Source organism: Pantoea sp. X-Soil-MYKO-1289 (assembly GCF_059730625.1).
Genome location: NZ_AP036004.1, coordinates 1,600,489 through 1,620,182, shown reverse-complemented (window position 1 = coordinate 1,620,182; position 19,694 = coordinate 1,600,489). Strand labels below are relative to the sequence as shown.

The 19,694-nt window shown below is 59.3% G+C and carries 25 protein-coding genes; 10 read left to right on the top strand and 15 right to left on the bottom strand.

Annotation, left to right across the window (positions count from 1 at the left end; genetic code table 11):
* Positions 1–2 precede the first annotated feature (2 nt).
* From AC6I7Z_RS07740 to flgB, 8 genes are all read right to left on the bottom strand, one after another.
* A complete protein-coding gene (locus AC6I7Z_RS07740) occupies positions 3–1,103 on the bottom strand; it encodes a flagellar basal body P-ring protein FlgI (protein ID WP_497813749.1) in 1,101 nt (366 codons plus the stop codon).
* A 19-nt stretch (positions 1,104–1,122) separates the two neighbouring features.
* Positions 1,123–1,785, bottom strand: a complete 663-nt coding sequence (locus tag AC6I7Z_RS07735) for a flagellar basal body L-ring protein FlgH (protein ID WP_497813748.1) — start codon at positions 1,783–1,785, stop codon at positions 1,123–1,125.
* Positions 1,786–1,896: 111 nt separating this feature from the next.
* Positions 1,897–2,679 carry a flagellar basal-body rod protein FlgG gene (gene flgG, locus AC6I7Z_RS07730; protein ID WP_120452019.1) on the bottom strand — a complete coding sequence of 261 codons (783 nt, stop codon included), beginning with the start codon at positions 2,677–2,679 and terminating at the stop codon, positions 1,897–1,899.
* A gap of 15 nt (positions 2,680–2,694) precedes the next feature.
* A complete protein-coding gene (locus tag AC6I7Z_RS07725) occupies positions 2,695–3,453 on the bottom strand; it encodes a flagellar basal body rod protein FlgF (protein WP_033750975.1) in 759 nt (252 codons plus the stop codon).
* 20 nt (positions 3,454–3,473) lie between these two features.
* Positions 3,474–4,691: a flagellar hook protein FlgE gene (gene flgE / locus AC6I7Z_RS07720; protein WP_497813747.1), complete on the bottom strand. Its 1,218-nt coding sequence runs from the start codon at positions 4,689–4,691 to the stop codon at positions 3,474–3,476.
* Positions 4,692–4,717: 26 nt separating this feature from the next.
* Positions 4,718–5,389, bottom strand: a complete 672-nt coding sequence (gene flgD / locus AC6I7Z_RS07715) for a flagellar hook assembly protein FlgD (RefSeq protein ID WP_497813746.1) — start codon at positions 5,387–5,389, stop codon at positions 4,718–4,720.
* 12 nt (positions 5,390–5,401) lie between these two features.
* A complete protein-coding gene (gene flgC / locus AC6I7Z_RS07710) occupies positions 5,402–5,806 on the bottom strand; it encodes a flagellar basal body rod protein FlgC (RefSeq protein WP_048784492.1) in 405 nt (134 codons plus the stop codon).
* A gap of 2 nt (positions 5,807–5,808) precedes the next feature.
* Positions 5,809–6,222: a flagellar basal body rod protein FlgB gene (gene flgB, locus AC6I7Z_RS07705; RefSeq protein ID WP_033750987.1), complete on the bottom strand. Its 414-nt coding sequence runs from the start codon at positions 6,220–6,222 to the stop codon at positions 5,809–5,811.
* 154 nt (positions 6,223–6,376) lie between these two features.
* Between flgB and flgA the strand changes: the two genes are divergently transcribed.
* The 3 genes from flgA (at position 6,377) to flgN (ending at position 7,879) form a co-directional block, all read left to right on the top strand.
* On the top strand, positions 6,377–7,036 hold the full coding sequence (flgA, locus tag AC6I7Z_RS07700; RefSeq protein WP_497813745.1) for a flagellar basal body P-ring formation chaperone FlgA: 660 nt from the start codon (positions 6,377–6,379) through the stop codon (positions 7,034–7,036).
* 103 nt (positions 7,037–7,139) lie between these two features.
* The gene (flgM, locus tag AC6I7Z_RS07695) at positions 7,140–7,442 is read left to right on the top strand and encodes a flagellar biosynthesis anti-sigma factor FlgM (protein ID WP_033750992.1); all 303 of its coding nucleotides are present in this window, start codon (positions 7,140–7,142) and stop codon (positions 7,440–7,442) included.
* A 5-nt stretch (positions 7,443–7,447) separates the two neighbouring features.
* Complete coding sequence (gene flgN, locus AC6I7Z_RS07690) at positions 7,448–7,879, top strand: flagellar export chaperone FlgN (protein WP_497813744.1); 432 nt, start codon at positions 7,448–7,450, stop codon at positions 7,877–7,879.
* Positions 7,880–7,964: 85 nt separating this feature from the next.
* Here the strand turns inward: flgN and AC6I7Z_RS07685 are convergent, their stop codons facing one another.
* From AC6I7Z_RS07685 to rimJ, 6 genes are all read right to left on the bottom strand, one after another.
* Entirely contained in the window at positions 7,965–8,534 is a 570-nt protein-coding gene (locus AC6I7Z_RS07685; RefSeq protein ID WP_497813743.1) for a hypothetical protein, read from the bottom strand.
* Entirely contained in the window at positions 8,531–8,890 is a 360-nt protein-coding gene (locus tag AC6I7Z_RS07680) for a tlde1 domain-containing protein (protein WP_497813742.1), read from the bottom strand. Before AC6I7Z_RS07680 ends, AC6I7Z_RS07685 begins: the two co-directional genes overlap by 4 nt.
* A 395-nt stretch (positions 8,891–9,285) precedes the next feature.
* Positions 9,286–10,824, bottom strand: coding sequence for a murein biosynthesis integral membrane protein MurJ (gene murJ, locus AC6I7Z_RS07675; RefSeq protein WP_497813741.1), 1,539 nt, complete (start codon positions 10,822–10,824; stop codon positions 9,286–9,288).
* A 120-nt stretch (positions 10,825–10,944) separates the two neighbouring features.
* Entirely contained in the window at positions 10,945–11,865 is a 921-nt protein-coding gene (locus tag AC6I7Z_RS07670) for a Gfo/Idh/MocA family protein (protein WP_497813740.1), read from the bottom strand.
* 1 nt (position 11,866) lies between these two features.
* Complete coding sequence (locus tag AC6I7Z_RS07665; protein WP_497813739.1) at positions 11,867–12,496, bottom strand: YceH family protein; 630 nt, start codon at positions 12,494–12,496, stop codon at positions 11,867–11,869.
* Between the two features lie 13 nt (positions 12,497–12,509).
* Complete coding sequence (gene rimJ / locus AC6I7Z_RS07660) at positions 12,510–13,100, bottom strand: ribosomal protein S5-alanine N-acetyltransferase (RefSeq protein WP_048780858.1); 591 nt, start codon at positions 13,098–13,100, stop codon at positions 12,510–12,512.
* Between the two features lie 242 nt (positions 13,101–13,342).
* Between rimJ and grxB the strand changes: the two genes are divergently transcribed.
* The 7 genes from grxB to solA all read left to right on the top strand — a co-directional run bounded on the left by grxB (position 13,343) and on the right by solA (position 18,481).
* On the top strand, positions 13,343–13,990 hold the full coding sequence (gene grxB, locus AC6I7Z_RS07655) for a glutaredoxin 2 (RefSeq protein ID WP_033789470.1): 648 nt from the start codon (positions 13,343–13,345) through the stop codon (positions 13,988–13,990).
* 110 nt (positions 13,991–14,100) lie between these two features.
* Positions 14,101–14,664, top strand: a complete 564-nt coding sequence (locus AC6I7Z_RS07650) for a lipoprotein (protein WP_497813738.1) — start codon at positions 14,101–14,103, stop codon at positions 14,662–14,664.
* Positions 14,665–15,010: 346 nt separating this feature from the next.
* A complete protein-coding gene (gene pyrC, locus AC6I7Z_RS07645; protein ID WP_497813737.1) occupies positions 15,011–16,057 on the top strand; it encodes a dihydroorotase in 1,047 nt (348 codons plus the stop codon).
* A gap of 69 nt (positions 16,058–16,126) precedes the next feature.
* Positions 16,127–16,372, top strand: a complete 246-nt coding sequence (gene dinI / locus AC6I7Z_RS07640) for a DNA damage-inducible protein I (protein ID WP_033751014.1) — start codon at positions 16,127–16,129, stop codon at positions 16,370–16,372.
* A 145-nt stretch (positions 16,373–16,517) separates the two neighbouring features.
* Complete coding sequence (locus AC6I7Z_RS07635) at positions 16,518–16,787, top strand: hypothetical protein (RefSeq protein ID WP_033751017.1); 270 nt, start codon at positions 16,518–16,520, stop codon at positions 16,785–16,787.
* 220 nt (positions 16,788–17,007) lie between these two features.
* Positions 17,008–17,265, top strand: a complete 258-nt coding sequence (bssS, locus tag AC6I7Z_RS07630) for a biofilm formation regulator BssS (protein ID WP_497813736.1) — start codon at positions 17,008–17,010, stop codon at positions 17,263–17,265.
* 97 nt (positions 17,266–17,362) lie between these two features.
* On the top strand, positions 17,363–18,481 hold the full coding sequence (gene solA, locus AC6I7Z_RS07625; RefSeq protein WP_497813735.1) for an N-methyl-L-tryptophan oxidase: 1,119 nt from the start codon (positions 17,363–17,365) through the stop codon (positions 18,479–18,481).
* A gap of 42 nt (positions 18,482–18,523) precedes the next feature.
* Here the strand turns inward: solA and trhO are convergent, their stop codons facing one another.
* The gene (gene trhO, locus AC6I7Z_RS07620) at positions 18,524–19,573 is read right to left on the bottom strand and encodes an oxygen-dependent tRNA uridine(34) hydroxylase TrhO (RefSeq protein WP_497813734.1); all 1,050 of its coding nucleotides are present in this window, start codon (positions 19,571–19,573) and stop codon (positions 18,524–18,526) included.
* Between the last annotated feature and the right edge of the window lie 121 nt (positions 19,574–19,694).

The window sequence follows — 19,694 nt, the reverse complement described above, 5'->3', positions numbered from 1 at the left end:
CGTCAGATAATTTCCAGTTTGGCGCGCAGGCAGCCCGCGCTCTCCATCGATTGCAGAATCGACATCAGCTCGATCGGCGAGGCGCCTAAGGCGTTGAGCGCGCGCACCACGTTGTTCAGGTTGGCGCTGGCGCTGACGCGCTGCAGCGCGCCGCCGCTCTGGCGCAGATCGATCTGCGTCTGCGGCGTCACCACCGTCTGACCGCCGCCAAACGGCGTATTCGGCTGGCTGACGTTCTGCGACTGGTTGACCGTGACCGACAGGTTGCCCTGCGCCACCGCACAGGTGCTCAGCGTCACTTCGCGGTTCATCACCACCGATCCGGTGCGCGAGTTGATGATCACTTTGGCGTCTTCAATCGGAATCGACACGTCGATATTCAGGATCTCCGCCAGCAGGCGCACCTGGGAGCTGTTGTTGGGCGAAACGCGCACCTGTACGGTGCGGGCGTCAAGCGCCGTCGCCTGGCCGTAGCCGCCGCGTCCGTTGATGGCGTCAGCGATACGCTGCGCCATCGAGAAATCTTCATTGTTCAGCTGCAGGTTGAGGGTGTTCTGGCTGCCGAAGTTGCTTTGCAGTTCGCGCTCGACGGTAGCGCCGCCGGTGATGCGGCCGCCGTTAAGCTGGTTGACCTGCACGCTGCTGCCGCCTGCCGACGCGCCCGCGCCGCCAACCAGAATGTTGCCCTGCGCCAGCGCGTAGACCTGATTGTCGACGCCTTTCATCGGCGTCATCACCAGGGTGCCGCCGCGCAGGCTTTTGGCGTTGCCCAGCGAGGAGACCACCACGTCGATGGTCTGACCCTGACGGGCGAAGGCCGGCAGCTGCGCCGTCACCATCACCGCCGCGACGTTTTTCAGCTGCATGTTGGTGCCCTGCGGCACGGTAATGCCGAGCTGGGAGAGCATGTTGCTGACGGTTTGCGTGGTAAACGGCGTCTGGGTGGTCTGGTCGCCGGTGCCGTCGAGGCCCACGACCAGGCCGTAGCCGATCAGCTGGTTGTCGCGCACGCCCTGCACGCTGGTGAGATCGCGAATGCGATCCGCGTGGGCGCTCAGGCAGAGGCCGAGCGTCAGGCTCAGCCCGAGCAGTAAACTTTTCACACTTTTCATCATGACCTCATTACATCGGCGAGATGTTCAGGAAGAAACGCTGGAACCAGCCCATGGTCTGCGCTTCATTAATATATCCATTGCCGACATATTCGATGCGGGCGTCGGCCACCGCCGTCGACAGTACCGAGTTGCTGGCGCTGATCGTGCGCGGGTTCACCACGCCGGAGAAGCGAATAAACTCGGTGCCCTGGTTGATCTCGATCTGCTTCTCGCCCACCACGCGCAGGTTGCCGTTCGACAGAACCTGATTCACGGTGACGGTAATGGTGCCGGTAAAGGTGTTGTTGGCGGTTGCGCCGCCTTTGCCAGCGAAATCGTTTTTGCCGTTGGCGCCCAGGTTGGCTTTCGAGCCGTCTGCGCCCACCAGGCCGTTCAGGCCGGTCGGGATGGCGTCGAGGCCGAAGCTGGCGCTGCCGTCGCGCGTCGCGTTAGCTGAAGAGCTTTTGCTGGCGCTGACGTTTTCCTGCAGGACGATAGTGAGCGTATCGCCGATATTGCGCGGGCGACGATCCTCAAACAGCGGCTGATAGCCGTAGTTGAGCGGCGCGACGCCCTGAAAAATAGAGCCGTTGACCACCGGCGGCGCGGAAGGCAGCGGCTGCGCCGTGGTTGCCCCTTCCACCAGCGGCGTGCGCGGCACTAACGCACAACCGTTAAGGGTCAGCAGCATTGTCGCCGCCAACCAATGTCCAGGCTTTATGTTCAGTTGCTTCGCCACGGAGTCACGACCTTATAGATGTGTTGACTTCAGGCCAGCCAGCGCTGGCCCTGATAACCGCAATTAAATCTGCGTTAATTTCTGCAGCATTTGATCGGAGGTGCTGATCGCCTTGCTGTTGATTTCATAGGCGCGCTGCGTCTGGATCATGGTGACCAGCTCTTCCGCCACGTTGACGTTTGAGGTTTCCACATAGCCCTGATAGAGCAGGCCCGCGCCGTTCTGGCCCGGCGTGCTCTGGGTCGGCGCGCCTGACGCCTGGGTTTCCTGGTAGAGGTTTTCGCCCATGCTGTCGAGACCGGCGTCGTTAATAAAGGTGCTGAGCGTAAGCTGTCCGACCTGCGCCGGGTTGGTCTGGCCCTGCTGCGTCACGCTCACCACGCCGTCGCGCGAGATAGTGATGCTGGTGGCGTTAGCCGGGATCGTGATGCCCGGCTGCACCGGATAGCCGGCGTTGTTGACCAGCTGACCGTTCTGGTCCACCTGGAACGAGCCGTCGCGGGTGTAGGCGGAGGTGCCGTCCGGCAGCTGCACTTCAAAATAGCCCTGGCCGTTGATCGCCACATCTTTGGAGTTGCTGGTCTGCGACAGGTTGCCCTGAGTGTGCAGGCGCTCGGTGGTGACCGGACGCACGCCGGTGCCGATCTGCAGGCCCGACGGCAGCGTCGTCTGTTCGGAAGACTGGGTGCCCGGCTGACGCAGGGTCTGGTACATCAAATCTTCAAACACCGCGCGCGAACGTTTAAAGCCGTTGGTGCTGACGTTCGCCAGGTTGTTGGAGATAACGTCCATATTGGTTTGCTGGGCGTCAAGACCGGTTTTGGCGATCCATAAGGAACGAATCATCTGTTTTCCTCTGCCTTAGCTGCTCATGTTCAGCAGCTGGTTGGCTTTTTGTTCGTTTTCGTCGACGTTGGTGATGACTTTCATCTGCATCTCAAAACGTCGGGCGTTGGCGATCATATCGACCATGGTCTCTACCGGCTTGACGTTGCTGCCCTCCAGCACGCCCGGCATGACCTGCACCGTGGCGTCGGCGGCCAGCGCCGCGCCGCGCGTCGCCTGAGTCTGCTGGTTCGGACGGAACATGCCGTCGTCGCCGCGCTGCATCTCTTTGCCGGTGGCTTTCACCAGCTTCAGACGGCCGATCTGCACCGTGGCGTTCGGCGCGTCGCCCGCATTGCGCGACGTGATGGTGCCGTCCGCCGCGATGGTCAGCTCGGCGCCCTGCGGCACCGCGATAGGGCCGCCGTCGCCCATGACGGGATTGCCCTGGACGGTAAGAATGCCGGTCGAGCTGATCTGCATATTGCCGTTGCGGGTATAGGCTTCGCTGCCGTCAGCGGTGCGCACCGCCAGCCAGCCGTCCTGTCCCATCGCCACATCCAGCGTGCGTCCGGTATTGTCCATTGCGCCCTGGCTCATATCGGCGCCGGGCGTCGAGGCGGCTACCAGGGTGCGCGTCGGCAGCGACCAGCCGCTGACCGGCACCGCGCGCAGCGCATTGAGCTGCGCGCGAAAGCCCGGCGTTGAGGCGTTGGCGAGGTTGCTGGCCGTGACGGCCTGCTGATCCAGCGTCTGGCTGGCCGCGCCCATTGCGGTATATATCGCGTGATCCATAAAGCAATCCCGTTAGTGAATTAACGCAAGTTAACCAGGGTGTTGAGAATCTGGTCCTGAGTTTTGATGGTCTGGGCGTTCGCCTGATAGTTGCGCTGCGCCACGATCATGTTCACCAGCTCTTTGCTCATATCGACGTTCGACGCTTCCAGCGCGCCGGAGGTCAGCGAACCGTAGGTGCCGGTGTTCGCCAGACCGATCGCCGCCTGACCAGAGGAGCTGGTGGCGGACCAGACGTTGTCGCCCTGCGACTGCAGCCCTTCCGGGTTAGAGAAGCTGGCCAGCACAATCTGTCCCAGCAGCTGGGTTTTCTGGTTCGAGTAGCTGCCGGTAATGGTGCCGTCGTCGTTAATGGCGTAGCTGGTCAGATCGCCTGGCGCATAGCCGTCCTGCGTCGGGTTGCCGAAGGTGGTGGTGCCGGTGTTCTGCTGCAGGCTGCCCAGCATGCTCAGCGCAATGGTTTGACCCGCCGCCGCGCCGTTGGAGCCGTTGATGGTCAGGTTGACGGTTGACGTGGTGCCGCCGTTAAGGCCGGTCAGATTGCCGCTCGCGTCGAATGTCGCGGTGAAATCCCCTGCGCTGGCGCCGGTAGTGGAGTCGATGGTGTGCACCGTCCAGTTGTTGTCGGCGGTTTTGACGTAGTACATGTCGAGGGCGTGATCGTTACCCTGCGAGTCATAGACCGTCATGGTGCTTTTCGCGTTGTAGCTGTCAACGTTGCTGGCGTTGAACGGCGTTACGGTCGGAATGGTGCTGGTGGAGTTGAGGTTCGCCACCTGGGTCGCGGTGGTGGTGGCGCGCGCCGACATCTGCGTGGTCGGAATGCTCAGCTCGACCGGATTGGCGCCGGCCTGCACCGTCGGCGGCGTGCCGCTTACCGGATAGCCGGTCACTTTCAGGCCCTGAGTGTTGACCAGGTTACGGTTCTCATCCAGCGTGAACTGGCCGTTGCGCGAGTAGTAGACCGCGCCGCTGGCGTCAGCCATGCGGAAGAAGCCGTTGCCGCTCAGCGCGACGTCGAGGCCGCGGCTGGTGGTGGTGGTGGAACCGTCGTTAAAGTTCTGGATCACCGCCGCCACTTTGGTGCCGAGGCCGACGTTGGATCCGGCGAACATATCGGCGAAGGCGATGGTGCTGGATTTAAAGCCCGCCGTCGCGGAGTTGGCGATGTTGTTGCCGATAACGTCCAGGTTGCTGGAGGCAGCGCCCAGGCCGCTCACCGCTTGGGAAAATGACATGTTTATTTCTCCTGTTTAGAGATGAATCAGAGAATCTGACGTACTTCATCAAGGGTTGCGGAGCCCATGGTGCCGAGATCCAGTTTGGTGGTGTTATCTGCCGTCGAGACGCCGTTGACGTAGGCGTAGTTGAGCGGCTGGGCCACCAGTTGCGTGCTGCCATTGCTGGCGGCGATTGAAACCGTATATTTGCCGTCCGGCGCGGTGGAGCTGTCCGCCAGGGTGCCGTCCCACGAGAAGGTATGCACGCCGGCCGAGAGCGCGCCCAGATCGATGGTGCGCACCACGTTGCCGCTCGCGTCTTTCACCGTGGCGGTGGTGGCGGTCGACGCGGTGGCCAGCTCAACGCCAAACGGCGTAGTGGTGCCTTTGCCGACCAGCACCTGGGTGCCGTTTACCATTACGCCGTGGCCGATCAGCGTCGAGCTCTGCAGCGACTGGCTGGTGCTGATCTGGCCGGAGATCGAACCCAGCGTGGTATTGAGTTTTTCAATGCCGCTCAGGGTGTTGATCTGCGCCAGCTGCGTGGTGAGCTGGCTGTTGTCCATCGGATTGGTGGGATCCTGATTCTGCAACTGCGTTACCAGCATGGTCAGAAACTGGTTCTGCAGATCCTGCGCGCTGTTGCTGGTGCCGCTGCTGGATGAGCTGAGGACCGTGGGGTCCAGTTTCTCGTTGACGCCTACTGCTATGCCCATGTCGTTTCTCCGTCAGGAACCCATGGTCAGGGTTTTCATCATCATTGATTTCACGGTGTTCAGCACTTCGACGTTGGCCTGGTAGCTGCGCGACGCCGACATGGTGTTGACGGTTTCCGCCACCACGTCCACGTTCGGCATCTTCACGTAGCCCTTGTCGTCCGCCAGCGGGTTGCCTGGGTCGTACACCAGCTTCGCCGGAGAGGGATCGTCCAGCACCTGCGCCACTTTGACGCCGCCGGTCGCCGCGCCGGGCGCCGCATCGGTCTGAAACACCACCTGCTTCGCCACGTAAGGCTTGCCGTCGGGGCCGGTGACGCTGTCGGCGTTCGCCAGGTTGCTGGCGCTGACGTTGAGACGCTGGGATTGCGCGGTCATCGCTGACCCGGCAATGTCAAAAATATTCAGCAATGCCATGTTTATTGCCCTTGTAACACGCTCATCATGCCCTTGATCTGGCTGCTGATGAGGGTGAGGTCGGTCTGGTACTTCAGACTGTTGTCCGCGAACTGGGTACGTTCGCGATCCATATCGACGGTGTTGCCGTCGGCTGCAGGCTGATCGGGAATGCGATAGAGCAGGTTGGCCGACGCCGCCGAGTTAACCTGCGCTTCGATATGACGCGGCGAGGTGACCTTCAGCGACATGCCGCTGCCTTCGGCGCGACCATTTTTCATTACCCGACTCAGCTCGCTGGCAAAGTCGATATCCCGCGCCTGATAGCCAGGGGTATCGGCGTTGGCAATATTTGACGCCAGGATCTCCTGACGTTGAGCACGCAGATTGAGAGCTTCAGTGCCGAACTGCAGCGCAGCATCCAGTTTGTCGAGCATGCTTCCTCCGCAAATGAGAATTTCGAGCGGACAGCTTATGTGGGGAAAAGCAATAGCCATCGTCTGAATAACGTCAAAAACCACGGCTATTTTTCGCCTTGATTTTGTCGCAGCGCGAGTACACTCGTCGCCATTAGCAGCCAGGAGTTATTTGATGCGTACCATTACCGCCCTGTTGGCCAGCCTGCTGGCGCTGTCCACCCTGCCCGCCGGCGCCGCCGATCTATCCGCCCAGCTAACGGGCTTTTTTCAGGCTCGCGACGCGCAGCATGCGGCGGGCATGACGGTGGAGATTAAGACGCCGCAGGCGCAGTGGCCGACCTGCGACGCGCCGCAGTTCACCCTGCCTGGCAATAGCCGCCTGTGGGGCCCGATGAGCGTGGCCGCCACCTGCGGCGATACGCGACGTTTTCTTCAGGTGCAGGTGCAGGTTACCGGCCAGTATCTGGTGGCGACGCGCCTGCTGGCGCGCGGCTCGACCGTCAGCGCCGACGATTTCCGCCTGCAGAGCGGCCGTCTCGATACCCTGCCGGCGCGCGCTATGCTTGACGCCGGTTCGGTCGCGGATGCGGTGGTGCTGCGTGATATTCAGCCGGGCCAGCCGGTGACGCTGTCGATGGTGCGTCAGCCGTGGCGCGTGAAGGCGGGTCAGAGCGTGATGGTGATCGCCAGCGGCGAAGGCTTTAACGCCAGCGGCGAAGGCAAAGCGTTAAACAATGCGTTCCTGGCGCAGTCGGTGCGCGTGCGCATGGGCAACGGCCAGGTGGTGAGCGGGAAAGTGGATGCGGATGGGAATATTCTGATATCGCTATAAGGCGCTAAAGAACGCTGTTTTTCTGCCGATAGAGAAATCAATTAAGCGATTACGCTATTCTGATTCAGGTGGCAGTTTCCCCTGACCGTACAGGAGCCCGAATATGAGCATCGACAGAACGCAACCTCTGAAGCCCGTCGCTACCGTGCAAACCCGTGAAAGCAACGAGTCCGCAACCGGTAAAACGCGCCAGGCGTCGAACGCTACCGCAACCACGCCCGCCGCAGCCCAGGTCAGCCTGAGCAATGCGCAGTCGCAGCTGACCCAGCCGGGCAGCCAGGACATTAACGTGGCGCGCGTCGAACAACTGAAAACCGCCATTCGCAATGGCGAACTGAAAATGGATACCGGCAAGATCGCCGATGCGCTGATTGCCGACACTAAGGCGTATTTAGAGGGTAAATAATCCCCATGAGCAACCTGTTGACCACACTAGATAAGATGCAGGAAGTGCTTTCCTCGCTGTCGAACGTTCTCGAAGAGGAGCAGCACCAACTGGCCGCAGGCAGGATTAACAATAATCTGCTGCAGCGCATTACCGAAGATAAAAGCGCGCTGCTGGCGACGCTGAGCTATCTGGACGAGATGCGTCGCAGCACCGAGCGACAGCTCGGCACCCAGGCACCTTATGCTGGTCACAGTGATATGACGCGCCGCTGGCAGAGTATCGGCCTGATGACGCGTCGCTTAAACGACGCCAATATCCATAACGGCTTGCTGCTCAATCAGCAGATCCGCTTTACCGAAGAGGCGCTGACCGTGCTTAAGCCGCATCAGACGCAGGCGTTTTACGGCCCGGACGGGCTGGGTAAAGGTCAGGCGACGCTCAGCCGGAAGGCATAACATTCGAAGCCGGATAGCGCAAATCCGGCTTTTCACTCTGAAATTACGCCTGGTGCATCCCCGGTTGGCGCTTCCTGACGGCCTTTCATCGCGAGATTTCATCAAAAGAGTAAGAGCTGAGCCCCCATTTTATTCGACCGCGTTTTTCATCATTTAACACCTCGTCGACAACGCCATTAACCAGCGAAAGGCATTGCGCGCCTTGTTGCCCTGTCGCCTTAAGACTTTTATTCGCCCTTTCAGCATATTCCAGAAACGAAGGCTTATTATAAACAACAGGATCAGGCAAGGTCGCGCAGACCGAGTTGCTGCCTATTCTGTCAGTATCACTGTCCTGGTCTTGCTGGCTGATATAGCTATCAATTTTATTTAAAGTCTCAAGCGTCTCAGCGGGCGCTGACAATAGCGCATTGACCAGCGCGTCCCGCAACGCAATGCTTTGAACCGAATTAATTTTGCCGGACAGAGCAGGCGTGAATGCTATAAATAATTTATCTCCGCCAGCAACGCCGCTAACAAAAGCGTTAAAACAGTATTGATCGGTCAAAATTATTTTCTCATCTAAAATCCCTCTGCAGTGGTTTGTATTGGCAAAATTAGCAGCTGAATAGATAAACAAAATGGAGGTCATGATAAACAGAGATTGTTTTTTCATCTTATCACTTCTAGCGTTCTGTCCGATGAGAGGGCTATGAGACGACGAGTGTGATAACCCATAATTATGCATCCCTCAGAAGCCCATCCCGCCGGAGGCGCGATGCGCTCTCCATGGATACGAAAAGCGCTACGGCCATAACTTTCGCCCGATGTTTGTATTAACGTTATGGTTAACGGTCCTCTGGAATGCGTATAACCGCCGATATGATACGTCCCCTGGGGTAACGGGCCTAATCCGCGGACCTGCTGGCGATCAGGGTTATTTTTGTTAGTCATCCTTCCCGCGTATCCCTGTTCAATCATTTCGCCGTTATGAAATAATTCCCCTGAGCTTTGCTTATATATCCATGCCATGCCTGTTCAAAACCTCTATGCTGTTTCTCTCACTGGAACGTCAGCACAACCTTTTATTAAATTACCCGCATCATCATACAGCCATGCATAAAAAGGTATAGCCATTTCCCCTTTCCTCTTTTAAGGGCCTGATTACAGACTATAAAGATAAAAAAGTATGGACTAAAACAGTTCCGGCTAAAAATCATGGTCATTTGATACAGATTAAGTTAACCGCATGACATGAATAGAAATAAAAAATAAAAACCGCGATAAAGGCTAGTTAAATATATTTATTTTGTTACTGGAACAGGTTAAACATAGATTTTACCCGCATCAACCGCACAGGCTGCTATGGCTGCATTGTCAGGAGTGCAAAAAAAACCCGCCTTTAAGGCGGGATTTTTAATGCGCTGTTACGCGTGCGCCCGACGCGCATAGTCGCGCAGCCGGAAGCCGAGCAGCCCCAGCGTCAGGAAGTAGGCGCCGCCTCCCACCGCGCAGACCGCCGCCAGACGCAGCAGACGCCAGACCATCGCGCCCTCTTCCCACGCCGGCATCCAGTACAGGATCCCCACCAGCGCCGCCGCCATCACGATGACCGCGATCAGCAGACGCAGCAGAAAGCTCGCCCAGCCCGGCTGCGGCTGAAAAATCTTCTTCTTACGCAGCTGCCAGTAAAGCAGCGCGGCGTTAAGGCAGGCCGCCAGACCGATTGAGAGCGACAGACCGGCATGCTTCAGCGGGCCGATAAAGGCCAGGTTCATCAGCTGCGTCATCACCAGAGTAATCATGGCGATCTTCACCGGCGTTTTGATGTCCTGACGCGAGTAGAACCCCGGCGCCAGCACCTTCACTACGATCAGCCCCATCAGTCCCACCGAATAGGCAATCAGCGCGCGCTGCGTCATCAGGGCGTCGAAGGCGGTGAACTTGCCGTACTGAAACAGCGCGACGGTGAGCGGACCGGAGAGAATGCCCAGCGCCACCGCGCTCGGCAGCGCCAGCAAAAAGCAGAGGCGCAGGCCCCAGTCCATCAGACGGGAATATTCATCGTGATTGCCGCTGGCGAAGCTCTTTGCCAGCGACGGCAGCAAAATGGTGCCGAGCGCCACGCCCAGCACGCCCGACGGGAACTCCATCAGGCGATCGGCGTAATACATCCAGGAGACCGAGCCGGAGACGAGAAACGAGGCGAAAATAGTATTGATGATCAGCGAAATCTGACTGACGGAAACGCCGAGGATGGCCGGTCCCATCTGCCGCATCACGCGCCAGACGCCCGCATCCTTCAGATTAATGCGCGGCAGCACCAGCATGCCGATCTTCTTCAGGTGCGGCAGCTGGTAGAAAAGCTGCAGCACGCCGCCCGCGACCACCGCCCACGCCAGCGCCATCACCGGCGGATGGAAGTGCGGCGCGGCGAAGAGCGCGAAGCCGATCATGCTGATATTCAGCAGCGTGGGCGCGAAGGCGGGAACGGAAAAGCGGTTCCAGGTATTAAGAATCGCGCCCGCCAGCGAGGCCAGCGAAATCAGCAAAATATAGGGAAAGGTCACGCGCAGCAGCGCGCTGGTGAGCGCGAACTTGTCGGCGGTATCGGCAAAGCCAGGCGCAGTGACCAGAATCACCCAGGGCGCGGCGAACATCCCTGCGATGGTCACCAGCGCCAGCGCCAGCGTCAGCAGGCCGGAGACATAGGCGATAAAGAGCCGCGTCGCCTCTTCGCCCTGCTTGCTTTTATACTCGGCGAGGATCGGTACGAACGCCTGCGAAAAGGCGCCTTCGGCGAAAATACGCCGCAGCAGGTTTGGCAGCTTAAAGGCGACGAAAAAGGCATCCGTGGCCATCCCGGCGCCGAACACCCGCGCCACAATGGCGTCACGGGCAAAACCCAATACGCGGGAAAACAGGGTCATGGAACTGACCGCTGCCAGCGATTTCAACAGATTCATAATTGGCGCGCGTCCTGAAAAGAGTCGGCAAAATGAGCTACTTAGCGCGGGCGCCCAGCGGCGCCCGGCGATAGTCTACTGCCACGGCGGGAAATGACCAGCGCGGAGTGTTACAAGGCGTTATTCCTTCTCCGCCTCGCGCCACATTTTTTCCACCACGCGCTGCGCCAGCAGCGCCTGTTCGCCGCCGGTTTCAGGCATCGTCTGATTTTGCACGCACTGGATAAAATGGTGCGCCGCGCCGCTGAAGCCGCGCTGGGTCAGATGGCTTTGCCAGGCGGGCGGCGGATCGATACGCACGCCGTCGCCGCGCTCCTCCTGCCAGTCGCGCATCTCCAGCACGTCGATGCAGCTGCCGTCGCCGACCAGGCTTACGCGCTCACGCTGGCTGCCCGCGCGGCGATGCATGCTGGTGGCGATCTGCACGGCGCCGGCGGCGAAGTGGTGCTCGGCATAGAGCATTTCGCCGCGCTCGTTGGTGTGGATGTAGCCATGACGCTGGACGGCGCGATCGCCCGCAAGCCAGAGCGCGGTATCCACCACGTGCAGATAGTCGTCGAGCAGGGTAAAGCGCAGATCGTTCGGCCCGACGCTGTCGCTGCGGTGTTTCTCCACGCGCAGGCTGGCAGCCTGCGGCATCGCCAGCCGCAGCTGCTGATAGCGCGGCGCAAAGCGGCGGTTAAAGCCCACCATCAGTTTGCGTCCGCGCTTTTCCGCCAGCGCGACCAGCGCCTCGGCCTGACTGAAATTATCGGCCAGCGGCTTATCCACCAGCACATCTTTTCCCGCCAGCAGCAGCGCTTTGACAATCTCGTAGTGGGTGACGGTGCTGGTGTGAACGAACACCGCGTCGCAGGCGTCCGCCAGCGCGTTCAGCGAGGAGAAACAGGTCATGCGGTAGCTGTCGCACACCCGCTGCGCCTTCTGCTGATTCGGCGAGAAGCCGCCGACCAGCCTCCAGCTTTCCGCCTGTGCCAGCACCGGCAGCCAGGCTTTCTGCGCAATCGAACCCAGTCCGACAACGCCAATGCGCAGTGTCATCTCAGCCTCCTTTATGCAGCAGCGCCTGCACCAGCGCCTGTAAGGCGACGAGCGACTGCTCAAGCACGGCGACGCGCGCGCTGAGATCGCCGTTATCTTCCTCTGCCGTTGCCGCCTGGCTGGCGGACTCCGCGTCGCCGAACAGATGCAGGTAGCGGCTTTCGCGCTTGCCCGGCTCGCGCGGCAGGCGCGTCACCATCTCGCGCTCGGCTAAGCCAGCCAGCACGCTTTCCACTTCCTCAACGTCGGCAAACTCGTGCAGTCTGCCGCTGCGCGTGCGCAGCTCGCCCGGCGTCTGCGCGCCGCGCAGGAACAGCAGCGTCAGAATCGCCACCTCGGCGCTGCTGAGCTGCAGGTTGCCGAAGGTCGAATTGCAGAAGCGCTGCTCATACTTCGCCACGCGCTGGCCGAAGCCGCTGTTGGCGGTCGCCAGATGCTTTTTCGTCAGCCGATCCAGCTCCTCCTGCACTTCGCTTTCGGTCAGGTTCATCACCGGCTCGCGGTTCGACTTCTGGTTGCAGGCGGTCACCACCGCATTCAGCGATAGCGGATACTGCTCCGGCGTGGTGACCTGCTTCTCCAGCAGGCAACCCAAAACACGCAACGCCAGCGGCGAAAGCGCCATTTTCATTCCGATCTCCTTATTAGCCGCGCCGATCCGGCGTCCACTCCTGACGGGTCAGCGCGGTCAACACATGATCCTGCCAGCGGCCGTCGATTAACAGATAGTCTTTCGCATAACCCTCTTTCTCAAAGCCGAGACGCGCCAGCAGCGCGCCGCTGCGCTGATTATGCGGCATATAGTTCGCCATAATACGGTGAATATTCTGCTGGCGTTGCATATAGCGGATGGCGACCTGCAGCGCCTCGAACATCAGGCCCTGTCCTTGCCACTTTTCGCCCAGCGAATAGCCGAGGTAGCAGGCGTGGAATGAGCCGCGCAGCACGTTGCTGAAGTTGGCGACGCCGCGCACTTCAGACTCTTCGGGATCCATCAGAATGAAATAGTAGGCGGAGCCGCTTTTATGCATATCGGTGATCAGGCCCAGGCGCGCCTGCCAGCCGGAGGGATAACAGTGGCTCTCGTCGCGCACCGGTTCCCAGGGTTTTAAGAAGGCGCGATTTTCGGCGTAGTAATCCGCCAGTCGCCAGGCGTCGCGCTCGTGAACCAGACGCACCACCAGTCGGTCGGTGGTTAATCGCACTCTGGGCGCGGCAGAACGATAGCCAAACATCATGACTCCTGAAATCTGAGGCTTAAAGAAAGCGGTGCCAACAACATTGCTTTCACTATAACCGCCGCCCCTGCCGCGGTAAAATATTCGTTAGCGACCGGCGTGAAACGCCTTGATTTTATTTTGCAAATCCTGGTCCGCTCGCGGCGTCGGTTTGCCCTCGCCCGGAATCTCTTCCATACTTCCGACACGCCCTCAATCAGGGTGACGCCCGTCGCCCTGACCATCTAAAGGAGACCGGGATGAAACTCTACATCTACGACCACTGCCCCTTTTGCGTCAAAGCGCGCATGATTTTCGGCCTGAAAAACCTGCCGGTAGAGCTTATCGTGATGCTTAACGACGATGAAGCGACGCCGAAAAAGCTGGTGGGCCAGAAGGTGGCGCCCATCCTGCAAAAAGATGACGGCAGCGCTATGCCGGAAAGTCTCGATATTGTGCGCTTTATCGATAAAAGCGACCGTGAGCCGCTGCTGAACGGCAAGATCAATCCGGCGATCGGCGACTGGCTGCGCAGCGTCAACGGCTACGTTAATAAGCTGCTGCTGCCGCGCATTGCGGACGCCGCCTTCGCCGAATTCGCCACGCCAGAGGCGCGCGACTATTTCCGCCAGAAGAAAGAGGCGGCGATCGGCGATTTCGCCGAGCTAAAGAGCCATGCGCCGGGCCTGATCAAGAAGATCGGCGACGATCTGCGCCAGCTCGACAAGCTGATCGTCAAACCCAACGCGGTCAACGGCGAGCTGTCGGAGGATGATATCCACCTCTTTCCGCTGCTGCGCTCGCTGACGCTGGTGGCCGGCATCGACTGGCCGAGCCGCGTGGCAGACTATCGCGACAATATGGCGAAGCAGACGCAGGTCAATCTGCTCTCCTCTATCGCCCTCTGACGCGGTGCGATGAGAGGCGCGCTGGCGTTTCTCATCGCCTTCTTAATGACACCTCATCCGCATTCAGGCAACCTATGCGCTGCATGAGCATCAATCCGGATGAGGACACAATGAAAAAGGCATTTCTGGGGCTGACGGCCCTGTTTTTCGCCGTGCTGGTTAGCGGCTGCAATCAGCTTACGCAGTACACCATCAGCGAGCAGGAAGTGAATCAGGCGCTGGCGAAGCACAACAATTATGAGAAAGATATCGGCGTCGCCGGCCTGGTGAACGCTCATATTCTGCTGACCGACCTCAACAGCCAGATTGGCCGCGAGGAGCCGGACCGCGTCACGCTGACCGGCAAGGCGAAAATCAACGTCACTTCGCTGTTTGGCCCGCAGGAAGCGGATATGCAGCTGAAAATGAAGGCGCAGCCGGTATTCGACGCGCAGCAGGGCGCCGTCTATCTGCGCGATCTGGAGATCGTCGACGCACAGGTGCAGCCGGAAAAAATGGCCGCGGTGATGAAAAGCCTGACGCCCTATCTGAATCAGTCGCTGAAAAGCTACTTTAACCAGAAGCCGGCCTATGTATTGAGCGTCGATCGCAGCAAAGGCGAGGCGCTGGCGAAGAAATTCGCGAAGGGCCTTAAGGTCGAGCCTGGCCAGCTGGTGATTCCGTTTACGCAGTGACAAGGTGCAGGCGTGGGTGACATGGCCCGATCGCAAAGACGCAAAAGCGCGATCCCTGGCGGCTCGGCCCGCGTGCTACGCACCTCATCCCTGAGGTGCGCCCGTTAACGGGCCAACGCGCTGCGTTGTTCAAAAACGCTCCCGGCGTTTTTGTCCCTTGCGCGGGACGCTTTGCTCTTTGGTCCATGTCACCCGCGATGTAAGCTCATCTGCGGTCTGGCGCAGTGCCCGCTGTTCTTTTCCCCCTCCCTGCAAGAAAAGAAGTGCAAACGGTTGCCCGACACCTTATGCTTTGTACCCGGCCAAAACGCGCCTCTACGTTTCCTGACTAGCCGGAGCTTCACTGATGACTGCACACCCTCAGCAACTTACTATCCGCCGCCCTGACGACTGGCATATTCACCTGCGCGACGACGCGATGCTGAATACGGTCCTGCCCTACACTAGCGCGGTTAACGGACGTGCCATCGTGATGCCCAACCTGGTGCCGCCGGTCACCAGCGTCGCCGCCGCCGTCGCCTACCGCGATCGCATCCTGGCCGCGCTGCCGGCGGACCATCGCTTCACCCCGCTGATGACCTGTTACCTTACCGACTCGCTCGATCCCAATGAGATCGAACAGGGCTTTAACGCGGGCGTGTTTACCGCCGCTAAACTCTATCCGGCGCATGCCACCACCAACTCCAGCCACGGCGTTACCAACATCGCCGCCATCAGCAGCGTGCTGGAGCGCATGCAGAAAATCGGCATGCCGCTGCTGATCCACGGCGAAGTGACCCACGCCGACATCGATATTTTCGATCGCGAGGCGCGCTTTATCGACAGCGTAATGGAGCCGCTGCGCAAAACGTACCCGGAACTCAAAGTGGTGTTCGAGCACATCACGACGCGCGAAGCCGCGCAGTACGTCGAGGCGGGCAATGACAAGCTGGGCGCCACCATTACGCCGCAGCATCTGATGTTCAACCGCAACCATATGCTGGTAGGCGGCGTGCGGCCGCACCTCTACTGCCTGCCGATCCTCAAGCGCAACGTGCATCAGGAAGCGCTGCGCAAAGTGGTCGCCAGCGGCCATCCGCGCTTCTTCCTCGGCACCGACACCGCGCCGCACCTGCGCCATCTCAAAGAGGCGAGCTGCGGCTGCGCGGGCGTCTTCAACGCGCCGACGTCGCTGCCCGCCTACGCCACCGTTTTCGAAGAGCTGGACGCCCTGGCGCACCTCGAAGCCTTCTGCTCGGAGAACGGCCCGCGCTTTTACGGCCTGCCGCTGAACGAAGGAACCGTGACGCTGGTGCGCGAACCCTGGAAAGTCGACGAGAGCATCAGCATGGGCGAGCACGCGCTGGTGCCCTTCCTCGCCGGCGAAACCCTGAACTGGCGCGTAAAAATCTGATCTGCGCTTTCGCTTGCCTCCGGCCTGAATATACTGTAAATATATACAGCATCTAATCCGGAGGCTGCTATGCGTGTTGAAATTACCGTTGCCAAAACGTCCCCGCTTCCGTCCGGCGCAATGGAAGCGCTGACGGCAGAACTTTCCCGCCGTATCGATGAAGAGTTTCCCGACGGCCAGAACCACGTCAAAGTGCGCTATGCCACCGCGAACCAGCTCAGCGTGCTGGGCGGCGGCAAAGAGACGCGCGATCGAATCAGCGATATTTTACAGGAAACCTGGGAAAGCGCTGACGACTGGTTCATTACCGATTAACCGCCACTGCGCAGTTTTTGCCGGGTGTCGCCATCCGGCTTTTTTATCGCTCTCTCCCCTCGCCAGAACGTTTTCCTGCATCTAGACTCTGATCGATCAATCGCCTATTCTTGCGCTCGTTATGCTTAACAGGAGTTGAGATGAAATGATGACAGAAAACCCGGAAGAGGCCATGACCTTCGGTGAGCTGCTGGCGCTAATCGCCGATCAGCAACGTCGCCTGACGGTGCTGGAAAGCGCCTTCTCCAGCCTTACCCTCTGCCTCGACGAGCGCGCCGCTCAGCTGCTGGTGCATCACCTGACGCTTGAGGCGCAAAATCAAAATCACGACGAACCTCTACAGCAGCACTTCGCCCGTCTGGCGCTGACGCTGCAAAAGCCCCACAGCGTTCAGCCGGCTGACCCGCTGGCCTGATTTTTACTGGTGCGCGAGCGCGTAAAAAACTGCCTGATGCGTCAGGCATTTTATTTTTTTTAATCGCTTTTTTAACGCCGAATATTTCGCTCACTTTTTGTTCTCCGCACATTTTAATCGGATAGAACGCTTTTTCTGTTATAATTGTCTCGCTATCGGATAAAAAAGCCGCATTGAACCTCATCATGCACTTCGTTTAACGAGTAATAAGGAGGTTATAATGGACAGTAATCATAAAGACGTTATTCAGACTCACCCGCTGGTGGGCTGGGATATCAGTACCGTAGACAGCTACGACGCTATGATGATCCGTTTGCACTCGCTCTCCTCGCAGGATCAAAAAGAAGAAGAAGCAGACGTCGGACCGACCTACTGGCTGACAACAGACGTGGCAAGACAATTTATTTCTATTCTTGAAGCTGGCATTGCCAAGATCGAATCGGCCGAGCAAATGGAGCGTTTCCAGTCCAAACATTAGTCTCCGCCAGATGAACGGGCACCCTCAGGGGTGCCTTTTTCATTTCTGATTCTGGTATGCTGCTGGGCGTGTTACGGCTTTCAGGAGTTACCCTTCAATGATTTATGATCTGATTGTGGTGGGCAGCGGGTCCGTTGGCGCCGCCGCGGGCTTTTACGCCACCCAGGCGGGCCTGTCGGTGCTGATGATCGATTCCAGCCATCCGCCGCATACCCAGGGCGCGCATCACGGCGAAACGCGGCTGATCCGTCACGCCTACGGCGAAGGCGAACGTTATGTGCCGCTGGTGCTGCGCGCGCAGACCCTCTGGGACGAGCTGGAACAGCAGGCGGGCGAACGCATCATGCACCGCAGCGGCATCATCAACCTCGCGCCCATTCACTCTGAATTCATCCGCAACGTCATCGACAGCGCGCAGGCCTGGAAGCTGGACGTAGAGCTGCTGCAGGCGGAAGAGGTGCGCCAGCGCTGGCCGCAGATCAGCGTGCCGGATGGCTATATCGGCGTTTTCGAACCGCAGTCGGGCTATCTGAAGTGCGAGCAGGCGGTGCGCAGCTGGATCGCCCTCGCCGAGCAGGCGGGCTGCGCGCAGCTCTTTAACTGCGGCGTGTCGCAGATTGGCCGCGACGGCGACCTGCAGCAGGTGGTCACCGCAGACGGCACCTTCCGCGCGCGCAAGATGCTGATCAGCGCCGGGACCTGGGTCGGCAAGCTGGTGCCGGATTTACCGCTCAAGCCGACGCGTAAAGTGTTCGCCTGGTATCAGGCCGACGGCCGCTACAGCGAAAACAACAAGTTTCCCGGCTTTACGGTAGAGATGGAAAACGGCAGCCACTTTTACGGCTTTCCGGCGGATAACAACGCGCTGAAGGTGGGACGTCACGACGGCGGCCAGCCAATGAGCCAGCCGGAGGATCGCAAACCCTTTGGCAGTTTTGCCGAGGACGGCAGCGACGCCTTTGCGTTTCTGCGTAAATTCCTGCCTGGCGTCGGGGTTTGTCTGCACGGCGAAGCCTGCAGCTACGACATCAGCCCGGATGAAGACTTTATAATCGATACCCTGCCGGGCGAGCCGAATCGGCTGATTATCACCGGCCTGAGTGGACATGGCTTCAAGTTCGCCAGCGTGCTGGGGGAGCTGGCGACGGAGTTCGCGCTCGATAAACCCTTTTCGTTTGATCTCACGCCCTTCTCGCTCTCTCGCTTTACCCGCTGAAGCGATAAAAAAGCCTGACGCATGCGCGTCAGGCTCAGACCGTTACTCTTTCTCCGGCGACGGGATCGCCATGGTCAGACGGCCGCGCGACTTATTGAAAATTTTGTTGCCGTTTTCACGACCGGCGCGGCGCGCGCGCTGCTCTTCCGGCGACAGCTGCGACTCTTCCATACAGAGCGGGCTACAGCAGTTGTGGAACTTCTCGGCGCAGCTCGGGCACTGAATAAACAGCAGATGACAGCCGTCGTTGACGCAGTTGGTGTGCGTATCGCACGGCGCGCCGCACTGGTGGCACTGCGACAGCACATCGTCGGAGATGCGCTCGCCCATACGCTCGTCGAAGACGAAATTTTTGCCCTTAAAGCGCACCGGCAGGCCCTGCTCGCGCGCGCGGCGCGCATACTCGATAATGCCGCCTTCGATATGGTAAACATCGTCGAAGCCGTTATGACGCATCCAGGCGCTCGCCTTCTCGCAGCGAATGCCGCCGGTGCAGTACATTACGATTTTTTTATCTTTCTGCTCCTGCAGCATCTCAACCGCCATCGGCAGCTGATCGCGGAAGGTGTCGGCCGGGATCTCCATCGCATTATCGAAACGGCCCACTTCATATTCGTAGTGGTTGCGCATATCGACGAATACCGCGTCGGGATCGTCCAGCATCGCGTTGACTTCCGCCGCTTTCAGATAGGTGCCGACGTCGCTGGCGTCGAAGCTTTCGTCTTCAATGCCGTCCGCCACGATACGGTCGCGCACTTTCAGGCGCAGCACCCAGAATGATTTGCCGTCGTCGTCGAGCGCGATATTCATGCGCAGATTGTTCAGCGCCGGATCGAAGCCATACAGCCAGGCTCTCATCTTCTCATAGAGGCTGGCGGGCACGCTGATCTGCGCGTTGATTCCCTCTTTCGCGACGTAGACGCGGCCAAAGACCTTGAGTTCGGTCAGGCCAAGATAGAGCGCGTCGCGAAAGGCTTTGGGATCGGCGATGTGAAAATATTTGTAGAACGAGACGGTCGTGCGCGGTTCGGTCTCCGCCAGCATGCGCGCCTTCAGCTCTTTATTGTTAACAAGGTTATGTAACACTGGCATGGTGTTCGTTCCTGTCTGGGATAAAAAATTGCGCGGCACATGATACAGCAATAGGCCAGGATGCAAAGAAAATTGATCTGGATCGCTTTTTAAGCCCCCTTCACGCGGGTTTCTTTTCAGC